Annotated in this window: 30 protein-coding genes; 13 read left to right on the top strand and 17 right to left on the bottom strand. The window is 66.2% G+C overall.

Annotation, left to right across the window (positions count from 1 at the left end):
* The first annotated feature begins 28 nt into the window (after nucleotides 1-28).
* From B9Y86_RS13845 to B9Y86_RS13825, 5 genes are all read left to right on the top strand, one after another.
* Nucleotides 29-1,147 carry a CaiB/BaiF CoA transferase family protein gene (locus B9Y86_RS13845; RefSeq protein ID WP_085487062.1) on the top strand — a complete coding sequence of 373 codons (1,119 nt, stop codon included), beginning with the start codon at nucleotides 29-31 and terminating at the stop codon, nucleotides 1,145-1,147.
* Nucleotides 1,144-2,346, top strand: a complete 1,203-nt coding sequence (locus B9Y86_RS13840) for an acyl-CoA dehydrogenase family protein (protein WP_085487060.1) — start codon at nucleotides 1,144-1,146, stop codon at nucleotides 2,344-2,346. The genes B9Y86_RS13845 and B9Y86_RS13840 overlap by 4 nt, the downstream gene beginning before the upstream one ends.
* An 80-nt stretch (nucleotides 2,347-2,426) precedes the next feature.
* Nucleotides 2,427-2,945, top strand: coding sequence for a hypothetical protein (locus B9Y86_RS13835; protein WP_139824911.1), 519 nt, complete (start codon nucleotides 2,427-2,429; stop codon nucleotides 2,943-2,945).
* A gap of 5 nt (nucleotides 2,946-2,950) precedes the next feature.
* Nucleotides 2,951-3,754 (top strand): hypothetical protein, encoded by an 804-nt coding sequence (locus B9Y86_RS13830; protein WP_085487056.1) that lies wholly within the window; start codon nucleotides 2,951-2,953, stop codon nucleotides 3,752-3,754.
* Nucleotides 3,755-3,758: 4 nt separating this feature from the next.
* The gene (locus B9Y86_RS13825; protein ID WP_085487054.1) at nucleotides 3,759-4,559 is read left to right on the top strand and encodes a LysM peptidoglycan-binding domain-containing protein; all 801 of its coding nucleotides are present in this window, start codon (nucleotides 3,759-3,761) and stop codon (nucleotides 4,557-4,559) included.
* 26 nt (nucleotides 4,560-4,585) lie between these two features.
* Here the strand turns inward: B9Y86_RS13825 and B9Y86_RS13820 are convergent, their stop codons facing one another.
* A complete protein-coding gene (locus B9Y86_RS13820) occupies nucleotides 4,586-4,885 on the bottom strand; it encodes a DUF2470 domain-containing protein (RefSeq protein WP_085487052.1) in 300 nt (99 codons plus the stop codon).
* A 99-nt stretch (nucleotides 4,886-4,984) separates the two neighbouring features.
* Here B9Y86_RS13820 and B9Y86_RS13815 point away from each other — a divergent pair, with 99 nt between their 5' ends.
* Nucleotides 4,985-5,506: a DinB family protein gene (locus tag B9Y86_RS13815; RefSeq protein WP_085487050.1), complete on the top strand. Its 522-nt coding sequence runs from the start codon at nucleotides 4,985-4,987 to the stop codon at nucleotides 5,504-5,506.
* A 74-nt stretch (nucleotides 5,507-5,580) separates the two neighbouring features.
* On the opposite strand, the gene B9Y86_RS13810 is transcribed toward B9Y86_RS13815, so the two are convergent.
* Nucleotides 5,581-6,417, bottom strand: a complete 837-nt coding sequence (locus tag B9Y86_RS13810; protein ID WP_085487048.1) for an SDR family NAD(P)-dependent oxidoreductase — start codon at nucleotides 6,415-6,417, stop codon at nucleotides 5,581-5,583.
* A 118-nt stretch (nucleotides 6,418-6,535) separates the two neighbouring features.
* Here B9Y86_RS13810 and B9Y86_RS13805 point away from each other — a divergent pair, with 118 nt between their 5' ends.
* On the top strand, nucleotides 6,536-7,144 hold the full coding sequence (locus B9Y86_RS13805; RefSeq protein ID WP_176223367.1) for a TetR family transcriptional regulator: 609 nt from the start codon (nucleotides 6,536-6,538) through the stop codon (nucleotides 7,142-7,144).
* Between the two features lie 6 nt (nucleotides 7,145-7,150).
* Here the strand turns inward: B9Y86_RS13805 and B9Y86_RS13800 are convergent, their stop codons facing one another.
* The 6 genes from B9Y86_RS13800 to B9Y86_RS13775 form a co-directional block, all read right to left on the bottom strand.
* Nucleotides 7,151-7,756, bottom strand: a complete 606-nt coding sequence (locus B9Y86_RS13800; protein WP_085487044.1) for a response regulator transcription factor — start codon at nucleotides 7,754-7,756, stop codon at nucleotides 7,151-7,153.
* Nucleotides 7,753-8,976 carry a sensor histidine kinase gene (locus B9Y86_RS13795; protein ID WP_085487042.1) on the bottom strand — a complete coding sequence of 408 codons (1,224 nt, stop codon included), beginning with the start codon at nucleotides 8,974-8,976 and terminating at the stop codon, nucleotides 7,753-7,755. Before B9Y86_RS13795 ends, B9Y86_RS13800 begins: the two co-directional genes overlap by 4 nt.
* A gap of 61 nt (nucleotides 8,977-9,037) precedes the next feature.
* The gene (locus B9Y86_RS13790) at nucleotides 9,038-9,892 is read right to left on the bottom strand and encodes an ABC transporter permease (RefSeq protein WP_085487040.1); all 855 of its coding nucleotides are present in this window, start codon (nucleotides 9,890-9,892) and stop codon (nucleotides 9,038-9,040) included.
* Entirely contained in the window at nucleotides 9,889-10,791 is a 903-nt protein-coding gene (locus tag B9Y86_RS13785) for an ABC transporter ATP-binding protein (protein ID WP_085487038.1), read from the bottom strand. The genes B9Y86_RS13790 and B9Y86_RS13785 overlap by 4 nt, the downstream gene beginning before the upstream one ends.
* A 107-nt stretch (nucleotides 10,792-10,898) precedes the next feature.
* Entirely contained in the window at nucleotides 10,899-11,546 is a 648-nt protein-coding gene (locus B9Y86_RS13780) for a dienelactone hydrolase family protein (protein WP_085487036.1), read from the bottom strand.
* 186 nt (nucleotides 11,547-11,732) lie between these two features.
* The gene (locus B9Y86_RS13775; RefSeq protein WP_085487034.1) at nucleotides 11,733-12,434 is read right to left on the bottom strand and encodes a hypothetical protein; all 702 of its coding nucleotides are present in this window, start codon (nucleotides 12,432-12,434) and stop codon (nucleotides 11,733-11,735) included.
* Between the two features lie 196 nt (nucleotides 12,435-12,630).
* On the opposite strand from B9Y86_RS13775, the gene B9Y86_RS13770 reads away from it, so the two are divergent.
* From B9Y86_RS13770 to B9Y86_RS13760, 3 genes are read left to right on the top strand one after another with little or no spacing between them, the layout of a single operon-like run.
* Nucleotides 12,631-13,305 carry a nucleoside/nucleotide kinase family protein gene (locus B9Y86_RS13770; RefSeq protein WP_244894768.1) on the top strand — a complete coding sequence of 225 codons (675 nt, stop codon included), beginning with the start codon at nucleotides 12,631-12,633 and terminating at the stop codon, nucleotides 13,303-13,305.
* Nucleotides 13,302-13,703, top strand: coding sequence for a ribosomal maturation YjgA family protein (locus B9Y86_RS13765; RefSeq protein WP_176223366.1), 402 nt, complete (start codon nucleotides 13,302-13,304; stop codon nucleotides 13,701-13,703). The genes B9Y86_RS13770 and B9Y86_RS13765 overlap by 4 nt, the downstream gene beginning before the upstream one ends.
* 11 nt (nucleotides 13,704-13,714) lie before the next feature.
* The gene (locus B9Y86_RS13760) at nucleotides 13,715-14,203 is read left to right on the top strand and encodes an SRPBCC family protein (protein WP_085487030.1); all 489 of its coding nucleotides are present in this window, start codon (nucleotides 13,715-13,717) and stop codon (nucleotides 14,201-14,203) included.
* 99 nt (nucleotides 14,204-14,302) lie between these two features.
* Here B9Y86_RS13760 and B9Y86_RS17835 read toward each other — a convergent pair whose 3' ends face one another.
* The 3 genes from B9Y86_RS17835 to B9Y86_RS13745 form a co-directional block, all read right to left on the bottom strand.
* The gene (locus B9Y86_RS17835) at nucleotides 14,303-15,832 is read right to left on the bottom strand and encodes a chaplin family protein (protein WP_085487028.1); all 1,530 of its coding nucleotides are present in this window, start codon (nucleotides 15,830-15,832) and stop codon (nucleotides 14,303-14,305) included.
* 110 nt (nucleotides 15,833-15,942) lie between these two features.
* The gene (locus tag B9Y86_RS13750; protein WP_085487026.1) at nucleotides 15,943-16,941 is read right to left on the bottom strand and encodes a hypothetical protein; all 999 of its coding nucleotides are present in this window, start codon (nucleotides 16,939-16,941) and stop codon (nucleotides 15,943-15,945) included.
* A gap of 256 nt (nucleotides 16,942-17,197) precedes the next feature.
* A complete protein-coding gene (locus B9Y86_RS13745; protein ID WP_085487024.1) occupies nucleotides 17,198-17,842 on the bottom strand; it encodes an RBBP9/YdeN family alpha/beta hydrolase in 645 nt (214 codons plus the stop codon).
* 105 nt (nucleotides 17,843-17,947) lie between these two features.
* Between B9Y86_RS13745 and B9Y86_RS13740 the strand changes: the two genes are divergently transcribed.
* Entirely contained in the window at nucleotides 17,948-19,024 is a 1,077-nt protein-coding gene (locus B9Y86_RS13740; protein ID WP_085487022.1) for a Gfo/Idh/MocA family protein, read from the top strand.
* 31 nt (nucleotides 19,025-19,055) lie between these two features.
* On the opposite strand, the gene B9Y86_RS13735 is transcribed toward B9Y86_RS13740, so the two are convergent.
* Entirely contained in the window at nucleotides 19,056-19,376 is a 321-nt protein-coding gene (locus B9Y86_RS13735; protein WP_085487556.1) for a DUF3072 domain-containing protein, read from the bottom strand.
* Nucleotides 19,377-19,541: 165 nt separating this feature from the next.
* On the opposite strand from B9Y86_RS13735, the gene B9Y86_RS13730 reads away from it, so the two are divergent.
* Nucleotides 19,542-20,198, top strand: a complete 657-nt coding sequence (locus B9Y86_RS13730) for a TetR/AcrR family transcriptional regulator (RefSeq protein ID WP_085487020.1) — start codon at nucleotides 19,542-19,544, stop codon at nucleotides 20,196-20,198.
* An 11-nt stretch (nucleotides 20,199-20,209) separates the two neighbouring features.
* On the opposite strand, the gene B9Y86_RS13725 is transcribed toward B9Y86_RS13730, so the two are convergent.
* The 5 genes from B9Y86_RS13725 to B9Y86_RS13705 all read right to left on the bottom strand — a co-directional run bounded on the left by B9Y86_RS13725 (nucleotide 20,210) and on the right by B9Y86_RS13705 (nucleotide 24,237).
* Nucleotides 20,210-20,416, bottom strand: a complete 207-nt coding sequence (locus tag B9Y86_RS13725) for a hypothetical protein (RefSeq protein ID WP_139824910.1) — start codon at nucleotides 20,414-20,416, stop codon at nucleotides 20,210-20,212.
* Between the two features lie 107 nt (nucleotides 20,417-20,523).
* The gene (locus B9Y86_RS13720) at nucleotides 20,524-22,179 is read right to left on the bottom strand and encodes a RecQ family ATP-dependent DNA helicase (RefSeq protein ID WP_085487016.1); all 1,656 of its coding nucleotides are present in this window, start codon (nucleotides 22,177-22,179) and stop codon (nucleotides 20,524-20,526) included.
* A gap of 92 nt (nucleotides 22,180-22,271) precedes the next feature.
* A complete protein-coding gene (locus B9Y86_RS13715) occupies nucleotides 22,272-22,622 on the bottom strand; it encodes a DUF2834 domain-containing protein (protein ID WP_085487014.1) in 351 nt (116 codons plus the stop codon).
* Entirely contained in the window at nucleotides 22,619-23,614 is a 996-nt protein-coding gene (locus B9Y86_RS13710) for a hypothetical protein (RefSeq protein WP_244894767.1), read from the bottom strand. Before B9Y86_RS13710 ends, B9Y86_RS13715 begins: the two co-directional genes overlap by 4 nt.
* A complete protein-coding gene (locus B9Y86_RS13705) occupies nucleotides 23,614-24,237 on the bottom strand; it encodes a MerR family transcriptional regulator (protein WP_085487012.1) in 624 nt (207 codons plus the stop codon). Before B9Y86_RS13705 ends, B9Y86_RS13710 begins: the two co-directional genes overlap by 1 nt.
* Before the next feature lie 87 nt (nucleotides 24,238-24,324).
* Here B9Y86_RS13705 and B9Y86_RS13700 point away from each other — a divergent pair, with 87 nt between their 5' ends.
* Nucleotides 24,325-25,824 carry a SulP family inorganic anion transporter gene (locus B9Y86_RS13700; protein WP_085487010.1) on the top strand — a complete coding sequence of 500 codons (1,500 nt, stop codon included), beginning with the start codon at nucleotides 24,325-24,327 and terminating at the stop codon, nucleotides 25,822-25,824.
* Nucleotides 25,825-25,832: the final 8 nt, after the last annotated feature.

The following is a 25,832-nucleotide window of genomic DNA, read 5'->3' as shown; positions in this document are numbered from 1 at the left end:
CGACCACGGTCCATCTCCGCGGGGCCCGATGACGGCGGCGCTGAGCGGCATTCGGATCGTGGACTTCACGCGTGTGCTCGCCGGCCCCTACGCCACCATGATGCTCGCCGATTTCGGGGCGACGGTGACGAAGATCGAGCGGCCGGGCATCGGTGACGAGACGCGAGCGTGGGCACCGCCCGTCGACGCCTCGACCGGCGCCTCGACGTACTTCACCTCGGTGAACCGCAACAAGGGGTCACGGGTGGCCGATCTCGCTGACCCGATCGACCGGGCGGCGATCGTGGAGCTCATCCGGGACGCCGACGTGGTGGTCGAGAATTTCCGTGATGGCACGATGAAGCGGCTCGGCCTCGATTATGAGACTCTGCGGCAGAGCAACCCGGGTCTCGTCTACTGCTCGATCACCGGCTTCGGCGCCGCCGGGGGCGCGGGGCTACCCGGCTTCGACCTGCTCGTGCAGGCCGTCGGCGGGCTGATGAGCATCACCGGACAGCATCCGGATCAGCCGACCAAAGTCGGGGTGGCGGTCGTCGACGTGATCACGGGCCTGCATGCAACCACCGGTATTCTCACTGCCCTGTTCGCCCGAGCTGGCACCGGGCGCGGGCAACGCGTTGAAGTGAACCTGCTCTCGAGCCTGCTCTCTGCGCTCGTCAACCAGGCCTCGGGATATCTCGGGGCAGGCGTCGTGCCGCAGATCATCGGCAACGCGCATCCGAGCATCGCCCCCTACGAAGTCTTCCCGACGGCCGACCGGCCGCTCGTCGTGGCCGTCGGCACCGACGGACAGTTCCGCTCCTTCTGTGCGGCGCTCGGCGTGCCCGAGCTCGCCGCCGACGAGCGTTTCGCCGACAACGCCTCGAGGGTGGCCCACCGCGACGAGCTCGCGGTGTTCATCACTCGGCAGCTCGCCGGCCGTAGTGCCGAGGAGTGGTTTGCCCTCATGAGCGAGTACGACGTGCCGGCTGGTCCGATCAACACGATCGACCAGGCCTTCGAGTTCGCCGAAAAGCTCGGCCTTGACCCCGTAAGGCAGATCGACGGTGTGGCGCAGGTCGCCAACCCTATTCGCCTGAGCGAGACCCCCGCCGAATACCGCAGCGCACCACCAGCGCTGGGCCACCACGAGAAAGAAACCCGATGACCCACACGACGTCGCCCGATTCCTCCGTAAGCAACCCCGTTGAGGCACTCGCCAGCGTCTTCAGTATCGACTCTCTCCTCACATCTGATGAGCGGGAGTGGCAGCAGAAAGCCCGTGCATTCGCGCAGGAGCGCATAACGCCTGTCATCGAGGACGACTTCGAGAACAAGTACTTCCGACGCGAGCTCATCGCCGAGCTCGGGGCTACCGGATTCCTTGGTATGCACATCACGGGTTACGGCTGCGCCGGTGCGAGCGCAGTCAGCTACGGGGCCGTGTGCCTCGAACTCGAGGCGGCCGACAGCGGCTGGCGCACATTCGTCTCGGTGCAGGGCTCGCTCGCGATGAGTGCCATCGCGAAATTCGGCTCCGAGCAGCAGAAGAACGATTTGCTGCCCCGTATGGCCAGGGGAGAGGTGGTCGGTTGCTTCGCCCTCACCGAACCGGATGGTGGCAGCGACCCCGCCGGGATGCACACCACCGCCGTGCGTGACGGCGATGACTGGGTGATCTCCGGCGCCAAGCGATGGATCGGACTCGCGAGCGTGGCTGATATCGCGATCGTGTGGGCCCAGACGGAGGACGGTGTGCGCGGCTTCATCGTGCCGACCACGAGCGAGGGATTCACCGCCACGCCCATCGACGGCAAACTCGCCATGCGCGCATCGATCCAGTGTGACATCGAGCTCGACGGCGCTCGGGTGTCCGAAGCGATGCGTCTGCCGAAAGCCCTGGGTCTGCGCGGCCCATTCTCCTGCCTGAACGAGGCTCGCTACGGCATTATCTGGGGTGTTATGGGTGCTGCCCGCAGCTGCCTCGAGGCCGCGCTCGGCCGCTCGATCGAGCGCGAGGTGTTCGGCGGGCCGATCGGTCGGTTCCAGCTGACCCAGGACAAGCTGGCCGGAATGCTTCTGGAATATCAGAAGGGGGCGTTGCTGGCGCTGCACATCGGTCGGCAGAAAGACGCCGGTACCCTCGATCCGGCTCAGATCAGCGTGGGCAAGTTGAACAATGTGCGCGAGGCCATCGCGATCGCGGGCACCGCGCGATCCATTCTGGGCGGTGACGGCGTGACCAGTGAATTCCCGGTGATGCGGCACATGGCGAATCTCGAGGCGGTACGCACCTACGAAGGCACCGACGAGATCCACACGCTCGTAATCGGTCGGGCACTGACAGGGATCGCTGCCTTCAAGTAGACCCGAGTTGCGCTGCAGGTGAACCTCCCGTTCCCCCTCCGCGCGGCCACACCCCGTGAGGGCTCACCTAGGCTGGCGTTATGAATGGTCTGGCCACGGATGCCGCAGCCACGTTGCGGCAGCGAGAACGGCGTCGTTCGTCGAACGCGCGGCGCTGGGTTCCAGCCCTCCTGGTGCTTATGCTGGTGGTCTCCGGCTGCGCGACGGAGCCGCAGCCGGCCGTGCGCTCCGGCTCTGGCGAGATCCGGCACGAGCTCGCCCCGCTCACCGATCGCTTCCCGCAGCTGAGCGAGGCGGCAGAGGCGACATGGATGTCGGGGACGATGGGCGATGATCGTGCGCCCGGTCCGAGCACCTACTGGATCGACGCGATTGTCACCTTCGATGAGAACGGGTATGCCGCGCTCCGCTCCCAGTCGAGTCTGGAGTCGACTACCGAGCTACCAACGCTGGATTCCGGTCTTGACCCCTCGTTGCCCGCGGGGCCGTTCCTCCGCTCCGACACCTTCGACGCCGAGTTCTCTCAAGATGGCCGCCGCACGACCGTTTTCCTCGATGACGAGTCGCGGTCGCTAGTGCTCACGAGCTGGTTCGAGTAAAAGCGGTGCAGCACTTCGATTGGCATACACCGGCGCGTCGCGCTGCCGCCGAGGCCATGCACTTGCGGCTCGAGCACGACACCCAGACACTGCGCGGCTTCCGGCGTCGTGTGCGCACCGATCACAGATCGTCACTACAGGCCTCCGTCCTCGGAGTTCCCATGCTGGTGTTCGCCTTTATTGATCCGGTGGTCAACCTCGCGAATGCCCCGTTCGACGTGGTATGGAAGTGGTTCGTACCGTCACCCAATATCTGGGCGGCTGCGGCGGGTGTGGCGCTCATCGGTGTCACGGTAATTACGACACAGGTGCAGATCCGGCGCGATTTCGCGCTGTTCCGGCAGAGCGGATGGGTTGCGTACTCCGCCCCGACGGGGCTCGTGCGGCTCACCTCGGATGGCTCGAATTCGATCGAGTACGACCATCGGGTGGTGGGCGGAAGCGCTCGCTACTCGGAGCGGGATATGGGCGATCCGCTGGTCGTCCTGTCGGCCGCACAGATGCCCACTTCTTCGTTCATCGCGGCGGCGGATGCCGTGCGTTCGAGTGTGTTCCGTAGAACCCCCGGCGAGAGATCCCTTTATGACATAAGGCAGCAGACGTCACTACTGGATGCCGTGCCAGCTGAAGCATGGTTCCCTGACGCCAGTGGATGCTTCCTCGGGGTGACGAGGGAAGCGCCGTTGACGGTCGCGATCCCGCGGCGCCTGCGTGACGGAAGATGGCGCATCCGGATCGGGCGCATTCGATTCACGCCCGCCGAGAAGGAGGCTCTTCTGTCGCAGAGCCTCCCGACTGACTTAGGCTGACGGCGTGTGCTGGAAGAGACGCACCGGGGCCATCGCGGCGACCTCTGCGCTGCTGATGCTGTTGACCGCCTGCGTATCCTCGGCTCAGCCAGAGCCTGTCGCGACTCAGGGAGCCACCGTAGCGCCCGCTCAGAACGGCCCGACCTCTGCGCCGGCCGCTCGGATCGAGCCGGGAACGGAGGTGGGGTCTGCCGTTTTCGCCCCACGGTCGGGCGCGCAGGCCTCCGGCTCCTTCACCATCATCGCGAGCGAGGATCCGGGAACGTACGAGATCGTCACGCACGACCTCACCGCACCGCCGGGCAGCGTGCTCACTTTTCTGCCCTATACGATCGACGCCTCGCAGCCCTGCGCCGACAGCGGATTACGATTCTCGCTCGGTGACATCGATTCCATGGGGTCGGAACCGCATTATCTGCCGCCCGATCTCGGCCAAGGCGATCCGACCTTCTTCGGCTCGGCCGTGCTCACTCAGTTCAGCGAGGTCGATCGAGAACAGAACGACTGCGGCGCCACGGTGATCGCCGCCGCCCCCATCACGTGGACCCTGAGCCCCCGGCGGCCAGACCTCAAGGTGGCAGATTCCGGGGCGACAGCCGGTGCCTCGGGGGTCGTCGCGGTCGACGGCTCGGGCGCGGCAGTCAGCTACACGGTCGCTCGCGGAGACACCCTGAGCAACATCGCCGACAGATTCGGCATTTCAGTCGACGACATCTTCTACCTCAATCCGACTCGGCTTCGGGGTCCCCAGGACCCGACTGCGTACACGGGCGAGGTCCTGAACCTCTCTGTCGCAGATCGCTGAGGCGGCGGCTCCGCCTCACCGCAAATTCAGTGCGGGCGCGGCTCGACACCCAGGCGAGTGCACGCGGCGTCGTAGAGGGCGACGACCTCGCGGCGCACCTCGCCGCGCTCGGTGATCGGGCCGGCGGGCCACGCGATGCGAACCTCGCTCGTGACGCCCGCGGCGGTCGCATCCCAGGTCGCGACCGAGCCGTCGAAGCCCGTCATCACGGCGGCGGTCGCAGCGGGGTTCGCGAACGCCCGCACGATGAGCAGGTTGTCATCGGTGTGGTCGCCGTTCATGTGGTTCAGGATGGCGGACACGACGTCGGGGCTGAAGGTGCTCATCCGTCGAGCGTATATGCCCGACGCAGCTCGGCACGAAGTCGACGATGCCTGGCGCAAATGGCCTGGCGGGGCCGCTCGAGGCATCCATAAACTCGGCCCATGCCTATCGTTCCCGAGACCAAGAGCTGGACCTGGGTGCTCGACAAGCCGTGCCCCGAGTGCGGTTTCGACGCATCCACCACCGACGCTCGCGAGGTTGCCGAACTCGCCCGTCTGAACGCGGCCGCCTGGCCTGCCGTGCTTCGACGCGCCGACGTGCGAGAGCGACCGGATGGCGACACCTGGTCGCCCCTCGAGTACGCGGCGCATGTGCGCGACGTGTTCACGGTCATGCGTGGCCGTCTCGAGCTGATGCTCGTCGAGAACGATCCGCTGTTCGCCAACTGGGATCAGGACGCGACCGCCGTCGAGGAGCGCTACAACGAGCAGGACCCCGCGCTCGTGTCCACCCAGCTGATCGAGGCGGGTCACGCGATCGCCGACGCCTTCGACGCCGTTGGGTCGGATGCGTGGGGTCGGTCGGGCAGGCGCGGTGACGGGGCCAGCTTCTCGGTCGAGACGCTAGCGCAGTACTTCATCCATGATCCCGTGCATCACCTGCACGACGTGTCGAAGGGCTAGGGCGAACACTTCTCGTTCACCGATTCTGCGCCGTCGCCGATTCTGCGCCGTCGACGATTCTGCTCAGACGCCGATCACCCGATTCCGACGAGAGCCGCACTGCGTTGCCAGAGGCCCTCGACCAACGAGTCGTCGTGCACCTGCGGGTTGACCTTCGTGCTGTGCTTCTTCTCGTCGTAGTACTCGCCGGAGCGCCAGGTGACGTCGGGTTCGCCCTCGACGAACCAGGTCATGTTGTCGCCGCCCTTTTCGGAAGAGATCAGCAGCCTGCGAAGCGGAGTTCTGTAGACGAAACGCATGGCACTGCTGGTGTCAGAGGCGAAATTGGTCGCGACATTGCCCGGGTGAAACGCCACAGCCGAGATTCCCGTGTCGTGCAGACGTGCGTGCAGGCCGCGAGTGAAGAGGATGTTCGCGAGCTTCGCGTCGCCGTAGGCCTTGTTCGGGCTGAACTTCTTGTCGTTGTGCAGATCGTTGAGATCGATATTGCCGAACAGGCGATTGCCGACGCTCGAGGTGTTGATGATCGATGCCCGATCGGCTGCGCTCGCGCGCAGCTCGTCGAGCAGAAGGTGGGTGAGGAGAAACGGCGCGAGGTGATTGACCTGGAAGGTCTTCTCGTTGCCGTCGATCGTTCGGGAGCGGTCGCCGAAGAGCCCACCGGCGTTGTTTGCGAGAACGTCGAGCCCGCTTCCGTCGAGCTCGTCTCGCACCTCGTCGGCCAGTCGCCTGACATCGTCGAGGCGCGAGAAGTCTGCAACGAATGCCGTCGCCCCGGTCTCGCGTGCGACCGCTCGGGTCTTCTCCTCGGAGCGGCCGGCGATCAGGACGCGGTGGCCGTCTGCGCTGAGCTGGCGAGCGGATGCCGCGCCGATTCCGTCGGAGGCTCCGGTGATGAGCACTGTCTTCATGGTGTGCGACCTACTTTTCTTGTGCCTCGGGTGAGAGGGCTTTGGACGGCCCGATGAGACTCTACGCCTTAAGTGGCACTTGGTGTCAAGTGTGGCCCTCAGGGTTAGGATGAAACATATGACCACCGAAACTCCTGAGCCGATGCGTGATCGCACCCGGCGGCTGGCGCAGATGGAATTGACGAACGTCGCCCAAGAGCTGTTTCTCGAGCGAGGCTACGAGGACACGACCGTCGACCAGATCGCGGCGGCTGCGGGCATGTCGAGACGGACCTTCTTCCGCTACTTCCCCTCGAAGGACGACCTCGTGATCGGAAAGTACGATCTCTTCGGCGACCGCCTCGCCGACGCCTTCGATGCGCGGCCGCACGACGAGCCGGTCTGGCAATCCTTGCGTCGTACGTTCGACATCACGCTCGAATATGTGCAGGACGAGCGTCAGCGGGCGCGCAGCGACGCCATGGATCGCATCGTTGAATCCAGCGCTCAGCTCAACGCCCGATACCTGCAGAAGATGCAGCGAATCCAGGAGATCCTGGTTGGTCGGGTTGCAGATCGTCTCGCGTTGCACGGCCTCTCCACCGCCGGCGCGCAGCCCGCTGCGATCATCGGCGCCGCTTTCGCCTGCCTCCAGGCAGCCCGAAGCACCTGGCTCCAGTCTGAGCAGCAGCGCCCCTTCAGCGACTATCTCGACGAGGCGATGTCTGTCTTTCGCGTCATCGACTAGCGCCGGCTAGAGCCAGCCGTTCGACTCGGCGATGCGCGCCGCATCCGCTCGATTGCGCGCCCCGGTCTTGCCGATGACGGCCGACAGGTGGTTACGCACCGTGCCCTCGGAGAGATGCAGGATGCGCGCGACATCGGCGATAGATCCGCCGGTGCGGGCGGCCGCGAGTACGTCGGTCTCCCGTTCGGTGAGCGGCGAGTCGCCCTGCGCGAGCGACTCGGCGGCGAGCGACGGGTCGACGACGCGGAACCCGTTCGCGACACGACGAACGGCGTCGGCCAGCTGTGCTGACGGAGTGTCTTTGACGACGAAGCCCGAGGCGCCCGCCTGCATCGCCCGCACCAGGTAGCCCGGGCGGCCGAACGTCGTCACCATCAGCACTCGACAGTGCGGAACCGCCTCGCGGAGCTCGGCTGCTGCGGCGATGCCGTCGATGCCGGGCATCTCGATGTCGAGCAGAGCCACATCGGCGGCGGACGCCCTGGCGGCATCCACGACCTCGTCGCCGCGCCCCACCTCGGCCACCACCTCGATGTCTGTCTCGAGTGAGAGCAGCGCGGTGAGTGCACCGCGCACCAATGCCTGGTCATCGGCGATCAGCAGCCGGATCATGAGTGTGCGCCTGTCTTCTCAGTCGTCAGGGTTGCCTTGGCTGGCAGGCTCGCGGTGAGGGTGAAGCCGCCGAGCTCGCCCGTTCCGACTCGAAGAGATCCGCCGGCCGACTCGACGCGTTCGCGCAGACCCTGAAGACCTGTCGATGACGTCGATCCTGCGAGAGTGTGTGTTCCGGGCCCTCGACCATCGTCATCGATCGTCACGTCCTGCTCTGAGATGCGGATGCGGCAGTGCGATGCCCCCGCATGTCGGATGACGTTCGTCACGCCCTCGCGGATCACCCAGCCGACGAGCTCGCGGTGCTCCATCGGAACGGTCTCGGTCGACGACGGGAGCTCGGCTTCGACGCCCGCCGCGGCAAGCGCTCGCCGCACGGCCGCGAGTTCTCCACTCGCGGTGACACCGCGCACGCCCGACACGGTGGCTCGCACATCTGCCAGCGCACCGCGGGCGATCGTCTCGACATCCCCTATCTCCGCGCGTGCCCGCTGAGGGTCGGCATCGATCAGCCGCGCCGCCAGCTCGGACTTCACGGTGATGACGGTGAGGGAATGGCCGAGGATGTCGTGGATGTCTCGCGCCACCCGGCTGCGCTCGCGCTCGGCGGTCACCGCTTCGAGTTCTGCCTGGGTGGCACGCAGCTCGTTGATGACGGCGATGGTGCGAGCGAATGCTGCCATCATGAGCGGGATCGACAAGATGATGACCGGCTGAACCAGAACTGCCTCGGACCACGGCTGTGTCAACGCTCGAACAACGAGCGCGAGTACCGAGAGCGCGCCGATCGCCGTCGAGGTGAGCGTCCACGAGAAGACGCACATTCCGACGATGACGCCCGGATAGGTCCACAGCCCGACGGTGCCGGTGCCCAGCCAGGGCACGAAGACGAGGGTCAAGGCGAACATCGCCCCGCAGACCAGAAGCCGACCACGGGTCGAGAGCGTCCAGGCCACGGGTGCCGCTGCGAGAAAGCAGAGGCTGAATGCCACGACCAAGACGATGCCCGCGGTGCTTTCGAGGGCCGAGCCGGAGCGTCGCACGATGTCGGGGATGGTCGAGTAGACCCAGAACAACGAGAATGTCGCCCCGATGTACCAGCTGTACGCACGTGGCGACATCAGCGCCGAAGGCAGAACCGTCGTCGGATCCGGTCCCGCGCTCGCCGGACGGATCGGCCACCCGGGGCCGAACCGGCGCGGTTCCTCGATCTTCCTCACCCGCCCACCCTAGAGGCCTCGGGCGACGACTGGCCCGTGCACTCGACGAGCCGCGCCATCCTCATACCCGCTTGGTGTCGCGCCGGAAGAAGACGACCGTGCCGACGAGGAACACCGCGAACCACACGAGCGCGTTCGTCAGAGCGGCGAGGTCGAAGCCGGCGCCGGTCAGAGGGGCGCGGGCCAGTTCGCTGATGCCGTAGACCGGTGTGAAGGCGGCGATCGTCTGCATGAAGTCGGGCATGCTTGAGACGGGGTAGAACAGTCCGCCGATGAAGGCGAGCAGCACGATGGCGAGGCTCGTGACCTGCGCCGCGTTCTCGCCCGGAACGAGGTAGCCGACCATCAGCCCGAGGGTCGTGAACACCGCGCTGGCGAGCAGCCACCCCACGAGGCCCGTCGAGATCCACTGCGCAGCCGAGAGTTGGATGCCGCTGATCGCGCCCACCAGATAGGTCGCGGCCACCGCCACGAGCCCGAGCAGCATGCCGGCGATCATCTTGATGAGCACATTCACCAGCGGGTTCAGGGGCGTGAGCCGCAACTGCCTGCTCCACCCCTGGGCTCGTTCGACGGCGACGGATGCGCCGGTCTGGGTCGCCGACATCATGGCGCCGTACATCGCCATCGACACCATGATGAAGGCGGCGACAGACGGTCCGCCGTCGGCGATGGCCGTGTCGGTGAGAGGCACGTCGCGCATGGGGTAGCCGACGATGAAGAACATCATGACGGGGAAGATCAAGGTGAAGAGCAGTGTGCGGCGGTTGCGGAGCTTACGAGCGAGCTCGATGCGCAGGTAGGTCAGGGTGAAGCCTCCGAGTGGAGGAACACGTCGGTCGAGTTGAACGCGGCCGGCTGACGCCCGTTCGGTCTGGCCGGCGTTCACGGCGGTGGGAACGATGGGGGTTGTCATGCGGAGACTCCTTCTGAGGTGAGGGCGAGGAAGACGCTCTCGAGGTTCTGGCTCGTGATCTCGATATCGCGAGCCGCCGTGTACGTGAGCAGGTGTCGAGCGAGAGCATCCGAGTCGCTCGTATGCAGCGTGACGCGATCGCCCTGCACCGATACGTCGTCGACCGACGGCAGGGCCGAGAGTTCGGAGGCGTCGGCATCCGGCAGTGTCGCCCGCACGATGCGCCCTGAGACGAGGTTCTTGATCTCGGCGGTGGCGCCGTCTGCCACGATCGTGCCCCGGCTCATCAGCACGATCCGGTCGGCGTACTCGTCGGCCTCGTCGAGATAGTGCGTGGCGAAGAGCACGGTGCGGCCGCGGTCTGCGTCGGCGCGGATAGCGTTCCAGAAGGCTCGTCGCCCCTCGACATCCATGCCGGTCGTCGGTTCGTCGAGAATGAGCAGCCCTGGGTCGGAGAGCAATGCCATAGCGAAGCGCAGACGCTGCTGCTGGCCTCCGGAACACAGACCGACTCGGCGGGTGGCGATGTCGGTGATGCCCGCGCGATCGAGCACCTCGGCCACGGGCCTGGTGTCGGCGAAGAGGCTGGCGGTCAAGTCGAGCGTCTCTCGAACGGTGAGGTCCTTGAGCAGCCCGCCGGTCTGCAACACGGCCGAGACGAGGCCTCGCGAGATGGCGGCGCGCGGGGAGAGCCCGAAGACCTTCACATCACCGCCGTCGGGAGGTGTGAGGCCGAGCATCATGTCGATCGTCGTGGTCTTGCCGGCGCCGTTCGGTCCGAGGAAGGCAACGATCTCACCGGGTTGCACCGTGAGGTCGACGCCGGAGACGGCGCGTACGTCGCCGAAGCTCTTCACGAGCGCCGTCGCGTGGATGGCGGGGATAGAGGGAATGGTCATGGCTCCAGCCTGGCGGGGCGAGCCATCGTGTACGTCTGAGGACTGTCACCTTCGTCCTATGACATCCGTCACCCCTCGACGCGGTGTGGACAGTGCTGCGGTGAAAGTCAGTCGACCAATTGACCCTGCATGAAATACGTCGATCGAGCGAAAGCGAGCGCTGCGGCGTTCTTGTCGAGCACCGTCGAGATCGTCGCGTTCGCGAAGTAGGTCGACGTTCCGATGTAGTTGTGGCGGGTCACCGGCGTGCCCACCTCCTTGAGGCGACTGATGAAAAGGTCGGCCTCCAGGCCGGAGCCCCACTGATCGAACTCGGAGTAGTGCAGAGCGACGGGGCACGGAACAATGCCGCCTTCCGCGTCGTTCAAGCCGGCGTAGTACGCCACGACCGCGTCGACCGCACCCTCCTGAGCGCTGCGCAGAGCCAGTCGGCCGCCCATTCCCATGCCGATGATGCCGATTCGCGCCGCGCCGGAACTGCGACCGAGGGCGAGGGCGTCAGACAGCGTTGCGCTGGCGAAACCCTCGTCGAGGCGCGATCGAAGCACCTCCACGCCGTCGGCATCGACGGCCGCGACACCATTGAAGAGATCGGGTACGACGACGAAGAACCCCTGCTTCGACAGCGCGGTCGCGTAGGCCTCGAGATAGGGCAGCCGCCCGTAGTCATCGTGCACCAGCAGCACGGCGGGCAGGCCCTCTGTGCCGAAGACGAGGGGCCATCCGGGGGAGGGGATGTCGACGAGCTCTGTCACGAGGAATCCTTCTTTGGCTGCTGTCGAAGTCTAGCGAGCGAGTCCGTGCGTCTGCGGAGTCGATCGGTCGAGTACTGTTCGTCGGCAGCGACGGAGAGATACGCTCCGCTCGCAGAAAAGCCCCGGATCCGAGAGGGATACCGGGGCTTTTGTGTAACCGGGTGAGTGTACTGTGTCAGGTCAGCGTCACATGGGGGCGACGATGTCTTGTGACTTGTTCCATTCGGTTACCTCAAGGGTGGAATCGACCGACTGACCGTTTACCTCGGTGTGTCCGGCGGTCGCGAGGATGATGTAGTCCTTGGTCACCTCGAAAGTGGTTTTGATCGTCGCGCCCGACTGCTCGGTGGTGCCGGTCACGATGAAGACCTTCTGGCCCAGGCGTTCGCCGGTTCCGGTGACGGTGAACTCGCCCGTGAGAGCCGCGGCAGTGGCTGCCGGATCCTGGGAGTTCGCGCTAGCGGCAGCGGTGCTGAGGGCCGAGATGATGGGGTCGGTCGACTTCGGGTCGGCGACCTGCCACTCGCTGGTCGACGACTTGACCCAGGCGTCGTCACCGATAACGATCAGGGAGCCGGCGCTGGAGATGATCTCGACGGACTTGGTGGGAGGGTTGAAGCGCGCGGTCGATTGCAATCCAAACGAGGTCGACGTCGCGGCGTATCCTTTGGACTTTTTCATGCTGTCGGCGGCGCACACGCTCATGGCCTTGATGTCGACCGTGGCGCCCTCTGCCAATTCAGGGCAGTCGGACGACGGCGCGGCGGCTTCTTCGGAGCTGGCGTTTGACGGCTTCTCATCGGCAGGCTTGCTGGCCGGACCCGCGCATGCGGTGAGCATAATGGCGGCGGCGAGTGCGACGCCGATGCCCCATTTGTTGACGCGCATGGCGTCCCCTTTCGATCGATTGCCGATGAGTCTCACCTGCGCCCACCAATCATGCCAAGTCGATTAAGGTGCGGCCAAGTCGCCATTGAGACATGGATTCCCGATGATCTTCCGGGTCGATCGCACGATGACATCGCTGCCCTCGCAGCGAGCGACGTTGCGGCAGCGTGAGGAGGAGGTGCGTACGGTAGTCACCGTGACCAGACCCGCACCCATCGTTGTCTCCTCCGTTGATGCTCAGCTGACCGCACTCGTGAGGGAGCTTCCGCGCGGAACGAGCGGGCGCGTAATCGTCGGCATCTCCGGATCGCCAGGATCGGGCAAGTCGACGCTGGCGCGTGAACTCGTGCGAGCGATCGGACCGGGAGCCGCGTATCTGCCGATGGACGGTTTTCATCTCGCCGACGAGCAGCTCGCGCGACAAGGCCTCCTCGAGCGCAAGGGCGCGCCAGAGACCTTCGACGCGTTCGGGTACGCACGCCTCCTCGAAACTCTGCGTGCCAGGCCTCAGCACACGATCTACGCTCCGGACTTCGATCGCCGCCTCGAGCAGCCGCTTGCAGGGGCTCGCGCCATCGAACCGAGCGACGACGTCATCGTGACCGAGGGCAACTACCTGATGTTGCCGGGTGATGCCTGGAGTGCGGTGCGCCGGCAGCTCGACACCGCGTGGCACGTCGTCACCGAGTCGTCGCTCCGACAGCGAAGGCTCCTTGCCCGGCACGTGGCCTTCGGCAAAACGCCGGATGCGGCGGTCGAGTGGGTGCGGGCCGTCGACGAGCCGAACGCGCGGCTCATCGAGTCGCGAGAAGGCGCAGCCGATCGCATCCTCGATCTGACGGGGTGGGAGCCCGGCACCCATTCGCCGTGAAGCGACGCGTCACACTCGTCATCGCAGCCTGCGCCGTCGTCGCGACAGGGCTGTTCGTGCACGCCCTCGATGGTGAGGTGGCGGCATTCGTCTCAGACTCGTTGTACACGGTGCTCGTGTACCTGATCCTTCGCATGGTGTTCGTGCGGGCGCGGCTCGTGTGGCCCGCGCTCGCGGCATTCGCCTTCAGCGCGATGATCGAAGTGCTCCAGCTCTCCGGGCTGCCAGAGCAGTGGGGAAACGCGTTTCCGCCCGCGAGGCTGGTGCTGGGAGCATCGTTCTCAGCCATGGATCTCGTCGCGTACGCACTCGGTGCGCTCGTGATCGGGCTGGCAGATCTCGTGGTTCTTCGTACTGTCGAATCACGAGCGAGTCGATCTGCGCGTCCGCCCGCGTGACAGGATGAGGCATGCCCGTCGTTGAGTCCCGCTGCGTTGTTCCGGTCGATGTCGAGACAGCTTTCGCCATCTCTCAGACCACGGGCGAGATTCGCAAGCGCTGGGATCCGTTCATCAGAAAGCAGTACTTTCTGCACGGGGCCACAGCGCCGGCGAAGGGTGTGCACACCTACACGGTGCAGCGCTTCGGGTTTCGAATGGAGAGCGAGTACGTCTCGTACAAGCCGCCGTCGAACGTGGGCATGAAGATGACCAAGGGCTCGTGGTTCTTCGAGAAGCTCGGCGGCGGGTGGCGATTCGCTCCCGTCGACGGCGCTCCCGGCACCACGCTCGCCGTCTGGCGCTACAACTTCACGTGCCAACCGAAGTGGCTCGCGCCTCTCGCGGAACGCATCGGGGCCATCGTGCTGCAGCGTGACATCGATCGCCGTATCCGTGGTTTCGCCCGGGGGTGTGAAGACCCGGTGGTGCTGGCCGCCGTCGACGGTCACACTCCCTAGGAGCAGCTGCGTCACCGCGTGTGCTCGGATGCGCGCGCCTGAGCCGGGCGTCGCCTGCGAGGAGACGACGCCCGGCTCGGGCATGGCGGGCTGTGACTGCTAGACGCGAGCGCCCTTCTTGCGAGACACGATCGTCAGAGCGAGTCCGGCCAGCAGCAGCAGCGCGATCGCTCCGGCGAGCGGTGCAGCGGAGATGCCGGTGAGGGCGAGGCCCGATGCGGTGGTGCCGGCGGTGTAGCCCGAGGCCGAGTAACCCGCGGCGGTGACGCTACCGGCCGTGACCACGCTCGAGGTGGTCGTGGTCGGCGTAGCGGGGTCCGTCGGGTCGGTCGGAACCGTCGGGTCGGTCGGGTCCGTGGGGTCCGTCGGGTCGGTCGGTGTCGTCGGTCCGGTGGGGACGACGGTGGGGTCGCCGATCACCGTGATCGCGTTACCTCCCAGGTCGATCGGAAGATCGATCACCGGAACGATCTGCGTTCCGCCTCCGACGCTTCCGTCGCCGCCGGTCGTGTTCTCAGACGAGCCGTCGGTGCTGCCGCCGGTGACGTCCGATCCCGCGGTGGTCGGGTCGCCGACCAGCGTGATGGCGTTGCCGCCGGCGGTGATGGGTGCACCGATGACGGGAACGATCTGCGTTCCGCCGAGGATGCCGTCATTGCCGGAGGTGGTTGCGCCGGTGCCGGAGGTGCCGGATCCGGTTCCGCCCGTCGCCCCACCGGTGACGGCGGAGTCGGTGGACTCTGCATCGCCGATCAGGGTGATGGCGTTGCCGCCCACGGTGACAGGTGCTCCGACGTCGCCCACGACCTGGGTTCCGCCGAGAACGCTGTCGGTTCCGTCGGTGGATGCGCCGGACCCGGTTCCGCCGGTCGTGCCGCCGGTCGTCGTGGAGTCGGTGGACTCCGCGTCGCCGATCAGCGTGATCGCGTTGCCACCGACGGTGACGGGCGCTCCGACGACGGGAACGACCTGCGTTCCGCCGAGGATGCCGTCGTCGCCAGAGGTGGTGGCGCCGGTGCCGGCGGGAGCGTCGGGCGCCTCACCCGCTGCGCCTGCACCACTCGTGCTGTCGGTGCTGCTCGAGTCGCCGACCACGGTGATGGCGTTTCCACCGACGGTGATCGGAACATCGATGTTCACCAGACCCTGCGTTCCGCCGAGCAGCGAATCCGTTCCCGTCGTGGTGACGGGGGCGGGCTCGGCCGGCGCAGCCTCCGGAGCGGGTGCGGCCTCGGCTGCACCGGACTGCTCCGAGTCGCCGATCACGCTGATCGAGTTGCCCGACACATCGATCGGGATCGCCACATCCACGATCGCCTGGGTGCCGGATGCGATCCCGTCGTCGCCCGAGGTCGTCGCCTCTGCTGCGGGCTCCGGAGCCGGTGCCTGCTCGGCCGCCGGAGCGGCTGGAGCCGCCTCAGGAGCCGTCGACGTGGCATCCCCGAGGATGCTGATCGAGTTGCCCGAGAGGTCGACCGGAACCTCGAGGCCGATTCCGGCCTGGGTTCCCGAGAGCAGGCCGTCGTCGCCTGATGTGGTGTCTGCAGCGTTCGCTGCGGCTACGCCGAGGCACGAGAGGCCTCCGACGAAGAGGGTGAAGTACAGCCCTCTCTGAATGAACTTCTTCATGATGATTCAACTCCAAAAGATGGGTGAGACTGATGAGCTCCAGCCGCGCGGATGGCGGGGGAGATGGTTCGCTGGGTCTGCCCACAGAGATCGGGCAGGTGCGAACTCAGTCAGTCAGGAGTTGAACCGAGGTCGAATGTCGGTGAAGACGGAAGCGCGTCGTCAGATGCGAGGGCGCGAAGGGTGAGAGCCGCGTGGCCGAAGATCGCGCCGGTGACGGATTCGAGTGCTGCGGGCGCGCCAGAACCGGCTCCGCCGCCCATTCCCTGGCCGCCACTTCCCGACGGAGCGGGCAAGACCACGGGAGAACCCTCCGGATGCCCGGCCGGTGCAGGGGAACCCGGGGTCGGAGGCGTTGAAGAGCTGACGGAACCGGCCTGCCCCGCGGCGGGGAGACCTGATGTGTGACCGGATGCGGCTGCGCCCCGGAACGGCCCATGTGCCGCGCCGTCTGCCGGTGCCGAGGTGGCAGCGGCTGTGGAGGCTGCACTGGGTGCCTCAGCGAAGGCCGTCGGATCGGAGGCATCGGGGAGATCGAGGCCGGGAACCGCTGGGACGACGATGCCGGGACCGATCGGATCGGATGCCCCCGGGAGCGCTGGGGTGACGGCGACGACGGTGTCCGTGACCTGGCCGACAGTGGTGTCGACGAGGGTCACGACCGGCGCCGTAACGGCCGCTGTCGGGGTGGATCCCAGAATGTCGCCGACCACGGGAACCGCCGCGACGACGGGGTCGACGAGGTCGGTGACGGGCTGAACGATCTCGGATACGGGAGCCTCGGGCACTGCCTCGACGACAGGCACAACCACCTGCTCGACGACAGGCTGAACCACGGGCTGAACGACCTCGGCCACCGGCTCCGGAACGACGGACGTGACGCTCTCGACAACGGGAACAACGGGCTGGACAACCGTATCGACGACCTGGCTGACAGGCTGAGTGACCTCGGAGACGACGCCTCCGACGCCGTCGAGGAGCCCGCGGTCGGCGTGGGCCGGCGTAGCCGAAAGGAGAACTCCACCGACGACGAACCCCGCGCCGACGAGTCCGCCGAGCAAAAGAAGCCGCAGGCGATTGACGGGTCGGTGCTCTTCGATGGCATCCACGTCAATCACCCCCAAAGCGGCTGAGTACCCCCAATGTAGGCACGTCATTGCTGCCTCGTAAAGACGCTCGAATATTTCGGGTGGGCGAGCTTTCGTGACGAATCAGTGCGTTCCGTGGGGCTGAATCGTGTCGACTCTGCGTCGCGCACGCGCCTCGATCCCCACGTTTTCGGGGATCGAAAGTCCATCGAAAACTTAATTCGACACGCGAGTTAATAATGGTCGGATATGCGATCTACGAGCGCTCGATGCGTGGTCATCGCTCCGATGGCATGCCCACGATGCCGGTTTCTGTCGCAGTCGGTGGAGCGCCGCTTCGGATGCTCGTGCTCGGGTCGACGCACCACTCGAGCAGCGATGGCCACTCGCCGTATCCGGAGTCGACCGTGAAGTGACCCTGACCCGACAGGATCGTCGTCGGAATCTTGAGCGGCACACCGAACTCTGCTTTGGCCCCGTCAGGAGCGAACGGGTCATCATCACTCGCGATGAGAGTGGTGTGCCCGACATCGTGCGGCGAGAGGGTGAGTGGCAATGCTGCGAAGGCCGCGATCTCGTCGAAGCCCGCGACCACGTGACGTGACGGCGGTGCCACGAGGAGAACACGCGACACGTCGAGCGGAGAGTGTGGCCGCGCCCCCAGCCACAGCAGAGTCGACAGGCTGTGGGCGATGACGACCACGTCGTCGACGCGGCCGCTGTCGTGAAGCCGGCCCAGGGCATCCAGAATCGAGGCCGACCACGCGTCGACCCGCGGCGAGTGGGGCGACGGGAGCTGCGGGTACTCGACGAGAGTGCCCCGCTCGCGCAGAGCGAGAGCCGTGCGGTGCTGCCAATGCTCGGGCGGTCGCTCGTTCTGCCACCCGTGCAGAATGAGGAATGCGGTGCGTGACTCGGACATGCTGCCGATTCTCGTGGCGCGGGTCGCCCGTATACAGCGAGACGAGCGAGTGTTACTGCCGATTTCCTCTCGATTACCGCCAGTGCGTGCCGGTAGCCTCGAGGAATGTCGACCGTCACTCCCTTCTCTCGCCCCATTCGCACCGGAATCATCGGATTCGGCCTGTCAGGTCGCGTGTTCCACGCACCGTTCCTCGCCACCAACCCCGACTTCGAGGTGTCGCTGATCGTCACGTCGAATGCCGAGCGCGCCGCCGAGGCCGCGCAGCTGCATCCGGACGCCGTCATCGTCGACTCGGTCGACGAGCTGTTCGAGCGCGCGAGTCAGGGGCAGCTCGACCTCGTCGTGATCGGTTCGCCGTCTGGCACGCATGCCGAACTCGCCGACAGAGCCTTGGATGCCGGGGTCGCCGTCGTGGTCGACAAGCCCTTCGCCGTCACCAGTGCCGAGGGCCTCGCCCTCATCGAGAAGGCCGAGCGGCTCGGCCTTCCGTTCACCGTCTTTCAGAACCGTCGGTGGGATGGCGACTTCTTGACCCTGGCCTCGCTGCTCGAGGCCGGGCAGCTGGGCGAGGTGCGCCGATTCGAATCCCGCTTCGAATGGTGGAAGCCGGTGCAGGCGAAATCGTGGAAGGCGGAGGCGACCCCCGCGGAGGGAGGAGGCATTCTCTACGACCTCGGGGTTCACCTGATCGACCAGGCGCTGCAGCTCTTCGGTGATGTCGAAGGCGTGCACGCCGAGGTGCTCACTCGTCGAGAGGGTGGAGCGGCCGACGATGACACCACCGTGCTGCTCGAGCACCGCTCGGGAGTGCGCACCCAATTGTGGATGAACGGCATGGCGGCCCAGGTCGGCGCGCGCTTTCACGTGCTCGGCTCAGCCTCGGCGTACACGAGCTGGGGACTCGATCCGCAGGAGTCGCAGCTGCGTGACGGCGCGCTGCCCACCGACGACGGCTTCGGTGTCTATGGAGAAGACCGCTGGGGGCTCCTCGGCGTCGACGGCGAGGTCGTCGCTCTGCCCACGCAGGCGGGCAAGTACGCCACGTTCTACGAGTTGCTCGCGGAATCGCTGCTGCGCGGAGGGCCGCTGCCGGTTGAACCGCGCGATGCCATGCGATCGCTCGAGATCATCGAGCTGATACACACGGCCGTCGGTTCATACGGCGACGCGAACGAGTAGCTCGCCCGTGTGGGGCGAGCCCCTCTATCGTCTATTGGCCGCGGCCGGTGACCTTCTGCAGACGATCGATGTGCTCTGATGCCTCGGCCTTGGTGAGCGTGGCCGGAAGCTCTTCGCCGGCCTCGCGCGCGAGCGTGTCGAGGTAGCTCTTCTGCGGACCGGTCATCGGCTCGTCGCCGGTGACCCAGTCTTCGGGATCTTTCGCAGCGGAGGAGGCGTCGCCCTCGGGGCGAGGCGCGCCCAGTGTCTCGCTATCGCTGCCGGTGGCAGCGCTTTCGGGGGAGGAGTCGTTCTGAGTGACCGACGGCGTCGCCGGCTCGACGGACGCGTCGTTGTTCTGGATGTCTGACATGCTCACCACGCTACGGGTGACGGCCGACACGGGGTCGGGGGTGGCGCATCCGGCCTCGGCAGAGTAGCGCCGGCCGGCCGCGGCTACGCGAAGCTGCGGACAGGCTGAAAGTTCGGCGTGTCACCCCAATTTGAGGGTCAGTGAAACTGGGTAGTGTTATGCCTTATGCCTCATGAAACCGTCGATGTCGCGCGCGCCGCGCTGCGCCGCAGCCCGCGCCAAGATCGCAGTGCCCAGCGAATCGAATCCATCCTCGACGCCACAGCGGCCTTGATCGATGAGGTCGGCTACGGCAATGTATCTCCGACGCTCATCGCCAAGCGCGTGGGCATGTCCGGACCGGGCATCTACCGCTACTTCGACGGCATGACGGCCATCGCCGCCGCGCTCGCCACTCGCAACCTCACGCGTCTGATGCAGGTGTCTCATGATGCGCTCGAGAGCAGAGACGCCGAGTGGCAAGAACTGCTCGGCCGGGTCATCGCGGCATACTGCACTCTGTACGAGACGGAGCCGGGATTCCGCTGGCTGCGGCTGGGTGACGCTATCGACCGCAACCTCATCGACAACAACGACAGCAATCGAACGGTGCTCGCTCACCAGCTCGGAGAGTTGTTCTTCGAGCGCTTCGAGGTGTCGCGCAAGCGACCCGATCTCCTCAAACACGTCGAAGTGGTGATCGAGATCGTCGACACCCTCACCGCCAAGGCCTTCGAGACCGATCCGACGGGCGATCAGTTCTTTATCGACGAGTGCACGCGTCTGGCTATCGGATATCTCGAGGAGTACCTCGTTCGCACGCAGAGCTACCTCGACGACTGAATGTCGCCTGACTAGTCGGCCTCGGTCGACCCTGCTCCCGGTGAGCGCAGGTCGAGATCGTCGTCGCGGACCCCGTCGCTGGGCACCTGCTCCTCGACGGCTCCGAAGGAATGCGAGACCGCTTCGGCGGCCGCGACCCCTTCGGTCTCGACGCCGGGAACGATCTGCTCGCCCTCGTCGACCTCTTTCTTGTCGAACTCGCTCTGCTGGTCACTCATGCTGTCGTCCAATCCGGCAGGCCTCGGCCATGCCTAGAATCGTCGCCGTCTTCGACGGCGCATCCAGGCAAGCACGTCTGACTACCGGGCGCCAGCCCCTGGCGGGGTCAGACGGGAAGCACGGTCAGCAGCCGATTCTGCTGCACCGCCTCGACCGAGAGCACCTTGTAGCCCTCGTTGTCGAAGAAAACGGTGATGCGGTCGTCTTCGACGCGCATCACGACGCCGACGCCCCACTTCGTATGCTTCACGCGGGCATCGACGACGAAAGTCGCCGCCATGTCGTCGCGGTGCTCGCGCGCGAACTCCTCATAGGAGACTCCCGATGTGCACGTGTCGCAGTTGCCGCAGGGGCTCGGCAGATCTTCGCCGAAATAGCCCAGCAGAAAGATGCGGCGGCACTCGAGCGTCTCCGCATAGCCCCGAACCATCTGCACCCGGGACTTCTCGACGCGGTGCTGGGCCTCGGCACGCTGAGCCGCGATGCGAGCGGCCGTCGCGGGTGAGCGGCGACCGATGGCGGTGAGCCCCGCAGCTGTCGCGGTGAGAAGCGAGGCCTCCTCGAGCAGGTTGACCAGGCCGCGGCAGGTGCGCGCCGACAGATCGAGCCGACTCGCCAGGTCGGAGATCGAGATCGACGGTGACTTCTTGACCACCTCATAGAGGCGGGCGATCGATTCCTCCGACGGCACTCCCGACGCGAAGAACGTGCGCAGGCCCAGGTCTTCGGCCCGGTAGTGCAATGTCGCCAACGAGTCTTTGCCGTCGCGACCCGCGCGACCGACCTCCTGGTAGTAGCTGTCGATCGAGTCGGTGACCGCCTCGTGCACCACGAAACGCACATCGGGTTTATCGATCCCCATGCCGAACGCGCTCGTCGCCACCACGATGTCGAGCGTGCCGTCGGTGAAGCGATTGTGCACGTCCTCCCGATGGGCGTCGGGCAGACCCGCGTGATAGGCGTCGGCAGGGATGCCTTCGGCTTGGAGGGCCTCGGCGTATCGTTCGGCATCGGCCCGAGTCGCGACGTACACGAGGCCGGGACCCGTCGCATCCCTCACCTGACGCACGACGGCGCGACGCTTGTCGTCGTCGCTCTCGTGGCGAACGACCTCGAGCCTGATGTTGGGCCGGTCGAAGCCTCGGGCGAGGATCAGAGCGTCGCGCATTCCGAGACGTTCGACGATGTCGGTGCGCACGGGCCCGGAACCGGTCGCGGTCAGGGCGATGACGGGAGGACGCCCGAGCCGTTCGATGACCTCGTCGAGCCCCAGGTAGTCGGGGCGGAAGTCGTGCCCCCATGACGACACGCAGTGCGCCTCATCGACAGTGAACAGGGTGACGCCGCGCGCCGCCAGCCGAGAGACGACGGAGGTTTTGGCGAGCTGTTCGGGCGAGAGAAAGACGAAGCACTGCTCGCCACCCTCGACCTCGGACCACGCTTCTTTGGTCTCTTTGTCGGAGAGTGACGAGTTGATGGCGACGGCGGAGCGTCCGTGCACCTCTCGAAGCGAGCGCACCTGGTCGTCTTGCAGGGCGATGAGCGGTGAGACGACCACGGTCACGCCTCCGAGCAGGATGCTGGCGAGCTGGTAGACGGCGGACTTGCCGTAGCCGGTGGGCATTACCGCGAGTACATCCTGACCGGATGTCGGAGCCTGCACCGCCTCGATCTGCCCCTCGCGCAGACGGGCCCAGCCGAAGACATCCCGCGCCGCGGCGGCGATGTCGGGCTTCGGCGGTGCGGATCGTGCTGTGGTCACGCGACTACGAAACCACAGATGAGACTCATTCGCGCACTGAGGTGCGGGATACGGCCGCTTCGTCGCGCATGAAAGCGGCCATATCCCGCACCTCAGCGCTCAGCAGCTCGCTGGCGGGTCAGGTGGCGCTCGCGGGCGCAGAGGAAGAGGGGGAAGGCGAAGGCCAGTGCCACAACGGGGACGAGCACGATGTAGACCACGATCCCTCGCAGACGAAGCCTCCGAGCCTCCGCCACCATGAAGACGATTGCGGCCACGGCTACGACCGCGAGGTCGACCCCGAGGGAGTTCACCGATGGGCCGCTTCCGAACCACTCGCCCAGAAAATCTCGCTTCTCGACGATGGAGGTGATGTTGAAGGTCCACGTTCCGACCAGCCCGACGATGGCGAGCACGAGGTAGAGAACAGCTGCCGCACTCCAGTTGCCACGAAATCGACTCATGATCGAACCTTCTCTGTTGTCTCGGCGAACGGTGACGTCTCGGCGATCGGGCGCCGTTCGGTCTGCAGCGGATGCCGCGCGGCGGCAACGAGGACGATGGCGGCGGCGGTCACCGAGGCTGCGCCCACAGCCCAGCCCGCTATGAGGATCGCGCCATCCGGTCGCACGATGGACTGCCCGATCAGGGCCTGGGTCGTCAGCACGGCGAGCATCGCCGCGAAGGCCGACGCGGCAACGATCACCAGTCGGGTGCGCACGCGGTCGTCGGCGAGAATCCGGATGCGCCCGGCCAGCGCACCGAGTGCGATGGCGAACAGCGGCACGAGCTGCAGTGCATGCATGCCGACGAAGTGTGGAATGCGCAGATCTCCCGCGACGGTGCTCCACCCCAGGAGCGGCAGGCCGGGGCCGCCATCCGAGACGCCCACGGTGTGAGCTCCCACGATGCCCTGATAGTTGTCGAGCTGCTCTGCCGTCGGGCCTGTCATCAGGAAGGCCAGTCCGAGGCCGACGAGCGCGAGAGCCGCGCCGGCGCGAACGGCCACGGTCAGCGAGACGGTGGGAAGCGGCATCCAGAACAGCAGCACGGTGGTGACGAACGTCGCCACATAGAGAACGGTGATCGAAACAGCCATGACGCCCCAAAGGGCCGTGGCGAATGGCGTAGAGACGTTGAAGTGGCTCGTCGTCGCCGAGGCGGCCGCGCCCACGATCGCGATCTGCTCGACGGCGACGGCGACGGCGATCACCGTGCCGGCGGTGTGGGCCATCTTTCTGAACCGCGGCAGGTGCGCGATCAGCCAGGCCCAGGTGACGCAGTACAGCAGGATCGACAGCGAGAACTTCAGCGGCTTGAGCCACACCTCTGCTCCGCCCACGTTCCGGGGGTCGATCGCGGCGCCGACGAGGCATACTGCGGTGCACAGCACCATCAGCGCGGCCACCGTCATAAGTGGTCGGTGCCAGGCGTAGGCGCGTTTCAGAGACGACATCACAGGTTCCGTTCTGCGGTTCGGTGAGCCTGGGCGATGCGCCGCAGACCTAGTGAGAGGGAATCGCCGAGCACGGTGCCCACGACCATGAGTTCGGTTCGTTCGGAGGGGTCGGCGATCGCGCCGACGGCGTCGAGGTCGGCGGCGGCCACGATGTCGGCGGCCGCCGCGTAGCGATCGAGATACTCGTCGCTCATCGTGTGGCCTGCTCTGGCGAAGCCGTCGATGGTCTGCGCCAGGATGCGCCGCCCCACGTTGTCGCGGCAGTCGTTCCACCCGGCGCGGTCGATGACGCCGTCGGCGCGCTCGAAGCTCTCTTCGGACGGCTCGCTAACATCTGCGACGGCATCGCGGGCGAGCGCGTTCTGCGCCACCTCGAAGGTCTCTGCGATCGGCTTCGACGTGTCGTCGAGGGCCGCGAGCACGGCGGTCGCCGAACTCACCGACAGCTTGCCCACCTCGAGCATGGCCCGGATGAGCCGGAGCCGCTCGACGTGTGACTCGTCGTAGCTGGTGCGGTTCTCGCCGCTCCGCGTGCCGGCGGGAAGGAGACCACTGCGCACGTAGTACTTGATGGTGGCTGCAGGGGTGCCGGAGAGCTGAGAGACCTGAGAGATGAGCACCCACTGATAGTAACACTACCGATAGCTGCGATATCAGTAAAATCGCAACCAGCGAGTTAACAACATCGGCCAACGTAGGCTGTTCCGGTGCCCGCGCTCCCCGGATCTACCGCCCCTCAGCTCGAAGTCACGACTCTTCAGGCTCTCCGCTCTCCTCGGCTCCTGAGTCGCGAGGTGCTCGCCGGAATCGTCACGACGCTGGCTCTGATTCCGGAAGTCATCTCGTTCTCGGTGATCGCCGGTGTCGATCCCAAGGTGAGCCTCGTCGCATCCATCGTTCTCGCCATCACGATGTCGATCCTCGGTGGGCGACCCGCGATGGTCACCGCCGCTGCGGGTTCGGTGGCGCTGGTCGTCGCACCCCTCGTCAAGGATCACGGCGTCGAGTACCTGCTGCCGGCGATCATCTTGGCCGGCATCGTGCAGATCGCGTTCGGCGCGCTCGGTCTGGCCCGACTCATGCGGTTCATTCCCCGGTCGGTGATGATCGGATTCGTCAACGCCCTCGGGATTCTGATCTTCGTCGCCCAGGTGCCGCACCTCCTCGGCGTGCCGTGGCTCGTCTACCCGCTGTTCGCCCTCACCGTGGCGATCATCCTGATCCTCCCGCGCCTCACGACGGCGGTGCCAGCGCCCCTGGTCGCCATCGTCGTCGTCACGGCGATCGTGATGATCGCGCACCTGAGCGTTCCCAACGTGGGTGACGAGGGAGAGATCGGTGGGGCGCTGCCCGGCATCACGCCGTTCCTGGCTCCGCTGAACCTCGAGACCCTGCAGCTCATCTGGCCCACGGCGCTCAGTGTCGCGTTCGTGGGTCTGATGGAGACGCTGCTCACGGCGAAGCTCGTCGACGACATCACCGAGACCCGCTCTCACAAGAGCCGTGAGTCGTGGGCGCTGGGCGTCGCGAACATTCTTGCCGGCTTCTACGGCGGAATCGCCGGATGCGCCATGATCGGCCAGACCGTCGTGAACGTCAAGATGGGGCGCGCCCGAACTCGCATCTCGACCTTCGTCGCCGGTCTTGTGCTTCTCGCTCTCGTGACCCTGCTCAGCGATCTCATGGCGCAGATCCCGATGGTGGCGCTCGCGGCGGTCATGATGATCGTTGCGATCACCACCGTCGACTGGCACAGCCTGCGCCCCGCAACGCTGCGCCGGATGCCCGTGCCCGAGACCCTCGTCATGGTCATCACGGTCGTGGTCGTCGTCGCCACCGGCAATCTCGCCCTCGGTGTGCTCGTGGGTGTGGTTCTCGCGATGGTGCTGTTCGCGCGTCGCGTGGCCCACGTCATCCGGGTCGATCGCGTCTCTGCCGACGACGGTGCTTCTGTTCGCTACACCGTGCACGGGCCTCTGTTCTTCGGCAGCAGCAACGACCTGGTCGAGCACTTCTCGTATGCGATCGATCCGCCGAGCGTGGTGGTCGACTTCGGAGCGGCCCAGATCTGGGATGCGTCGACCGTGGCCGCGCTCGACTCGGTCGAGAACAAGTACCGCCAACACGGCGTGACGGTCGCGTTCGAAGGGCTGGATGGGCGCAGCCGCGCGCTGCACACGCGCCTGTCGGGCCGCCTCGGCTCGTAGACTCGCGG

Source organism: Agreia pratensis (genome assembly GCF_900177685.1).
GTDB lineage: Bacteria > Actinomycetota > Actinomycetes > Actinomycetales > Microbacteriaceae > Agreia > Agreia pratensis.
The sequence above is the reverse complement of the archived record's forward strand: the minus strand, read 5'-3'. Positions and strand labels throughout refer to the sequence as shown.

Bases quoted from the DNA above. Each gene is read 5' to 3' on its own strand.
- B9Y86_RS13845 (WP_085487062.1), top strand. From the start codon at position 29: ATGACGGCGGCGCTGAGCGGCATTCGGATCGTGGACTTCACGCGTGTG.
- B9Y86_RS13840 (WP_085487060.1), top strand. From the start codon at position 1,144: ATGACCCACACGACGTCGCCCGATTCCTCCGTAAGCAACCCCGTTGAG.
- B9Y86_RS13835 (WP_139824911.1), top strand. From the start codon at position 2,427: ATGAATGGTCTGGCCACGGATGCCGCAGCCACGTTGCGGCAGCGAGAA.
- B9Y86_RS13820 (WP_085487052.1), bottom strand. From the start codon at position 4,885: ATGAGCACCTTCAGCCCCGACGTCGTGTCCGCCATCCTGAACCACATG.
- B9Y86_RS13815 (WP_085487050.1), top strand. From the start codon at position 4,985: ATGCCTATCGTTCCCGAGACCAAGAGCTGGACCTGGGTGCTCGACAAG.
- B9Y86_RS13810 (WP_085487048.1), bottom strand. From the start codon at position 6,417: ATGAAGACAGTGCTCATCACCGGAGCCTCCGACGGAATCGGCGCGGCA.
- B9Y86_RS13805 (WP_176223367.1), top strand. From the start codon at position 6,536: ATGACCACCGAAACTCCTGAGCCGATGCGTGATCGCACCCGGCGGCTG.
- B9Y86_RS13800 (WP_085487044.1), bottom strand. From the start codon at position 7,756: ATGATCCGGCTGCTGATCGCCGATGACCAGGCATTGGTGCGCGGTGCA.
- B9Y86_RS13790 (WP_085487040.1), bottom strand. From the start codon at position 9,892: ATGACAACCCCCATCGTTCCCACCGCCGTGAACGCCGGCCAGACCGAA.
- B9Y86_RS13785 (WP_085487038.1), bottom strand. From the start codon at position 10,791: ATGACCATTCCCTCTATCCCCGCCATCCACGCGACGGCGCTCGTGAAG.
- B9Y86_RS13775 (WP_085487034.1), bottom strand. From the start codon at position 12,434: ATGCGCGTCAACAAATGGGGCATCGGCGTCGCACTCGCCGCCGCCATT.
- B9Y86_RS13760 (WP_085487030.1), top strand. From the start codon at position 13,715: ATGCCCGTCGTTGAGTCCCGCTGCGTTGTTCCGGTCGATGTCGAGACA.
- B9Y86_RS17835 (WP_085487028.1), bottom strand. From the start codon at position 15,832: ATGAAGAAGTTCATTCAGAGAGGGCTGTACTTCACCCTCTTCGTCGGA.
- B9Y86_RS13745 (WP_085487024.1), bottom strand. From the start codon at position 17,842: ATGTCCGAGTCACGCACCGCATTCCTCATTCTGCACGGGTGGCAGAAC.
- B9Y86_RS13740 (WP_085487022.1), top strand. From the start codon at position 17,948: ATGTCGACCGTCACTCCCTTCTCTCGCCCCATTCGCACCGGAATCATC.
- B9Y86_RS13735 (WP_085487556.1), bottom strand. From the start codon at position 19,376: ATGTCAGACATCCAGAACAACGACGCGTCCGTCGAGCCGGCGACGCCG.
- B9Y86_RS13730 (WP_085487020.1), top strand. From the start codon at position 19,542: ATGCCTCATGAAACCGTCGATGTCGCGCGCGCCGCGCTGCGCCGCAGC.
- B9Y86_RS13725 (WP_139824910.1), bottom strand. From the start codon at position 20,416: ATGAGTGACCAGCAGAGCGAGTTCGACAAGAAAGAGGTCGACGAGGGC.
- B9Y86_RS13715 (WP_085487014.1), bottom strand. From the start codon at position 22,622: ATGAGTCGATTTCGTGGCAACTGGAGTGCGGCAGCTGTTCTCTACCTC.
- B9Y86_RS13710 (WP_244894767.1), bottom strand. From the start codon at position 23,614: ATGTCGTCTCTGAAACGCGCCTACGCCTGGCACCGACCACTTATGACG.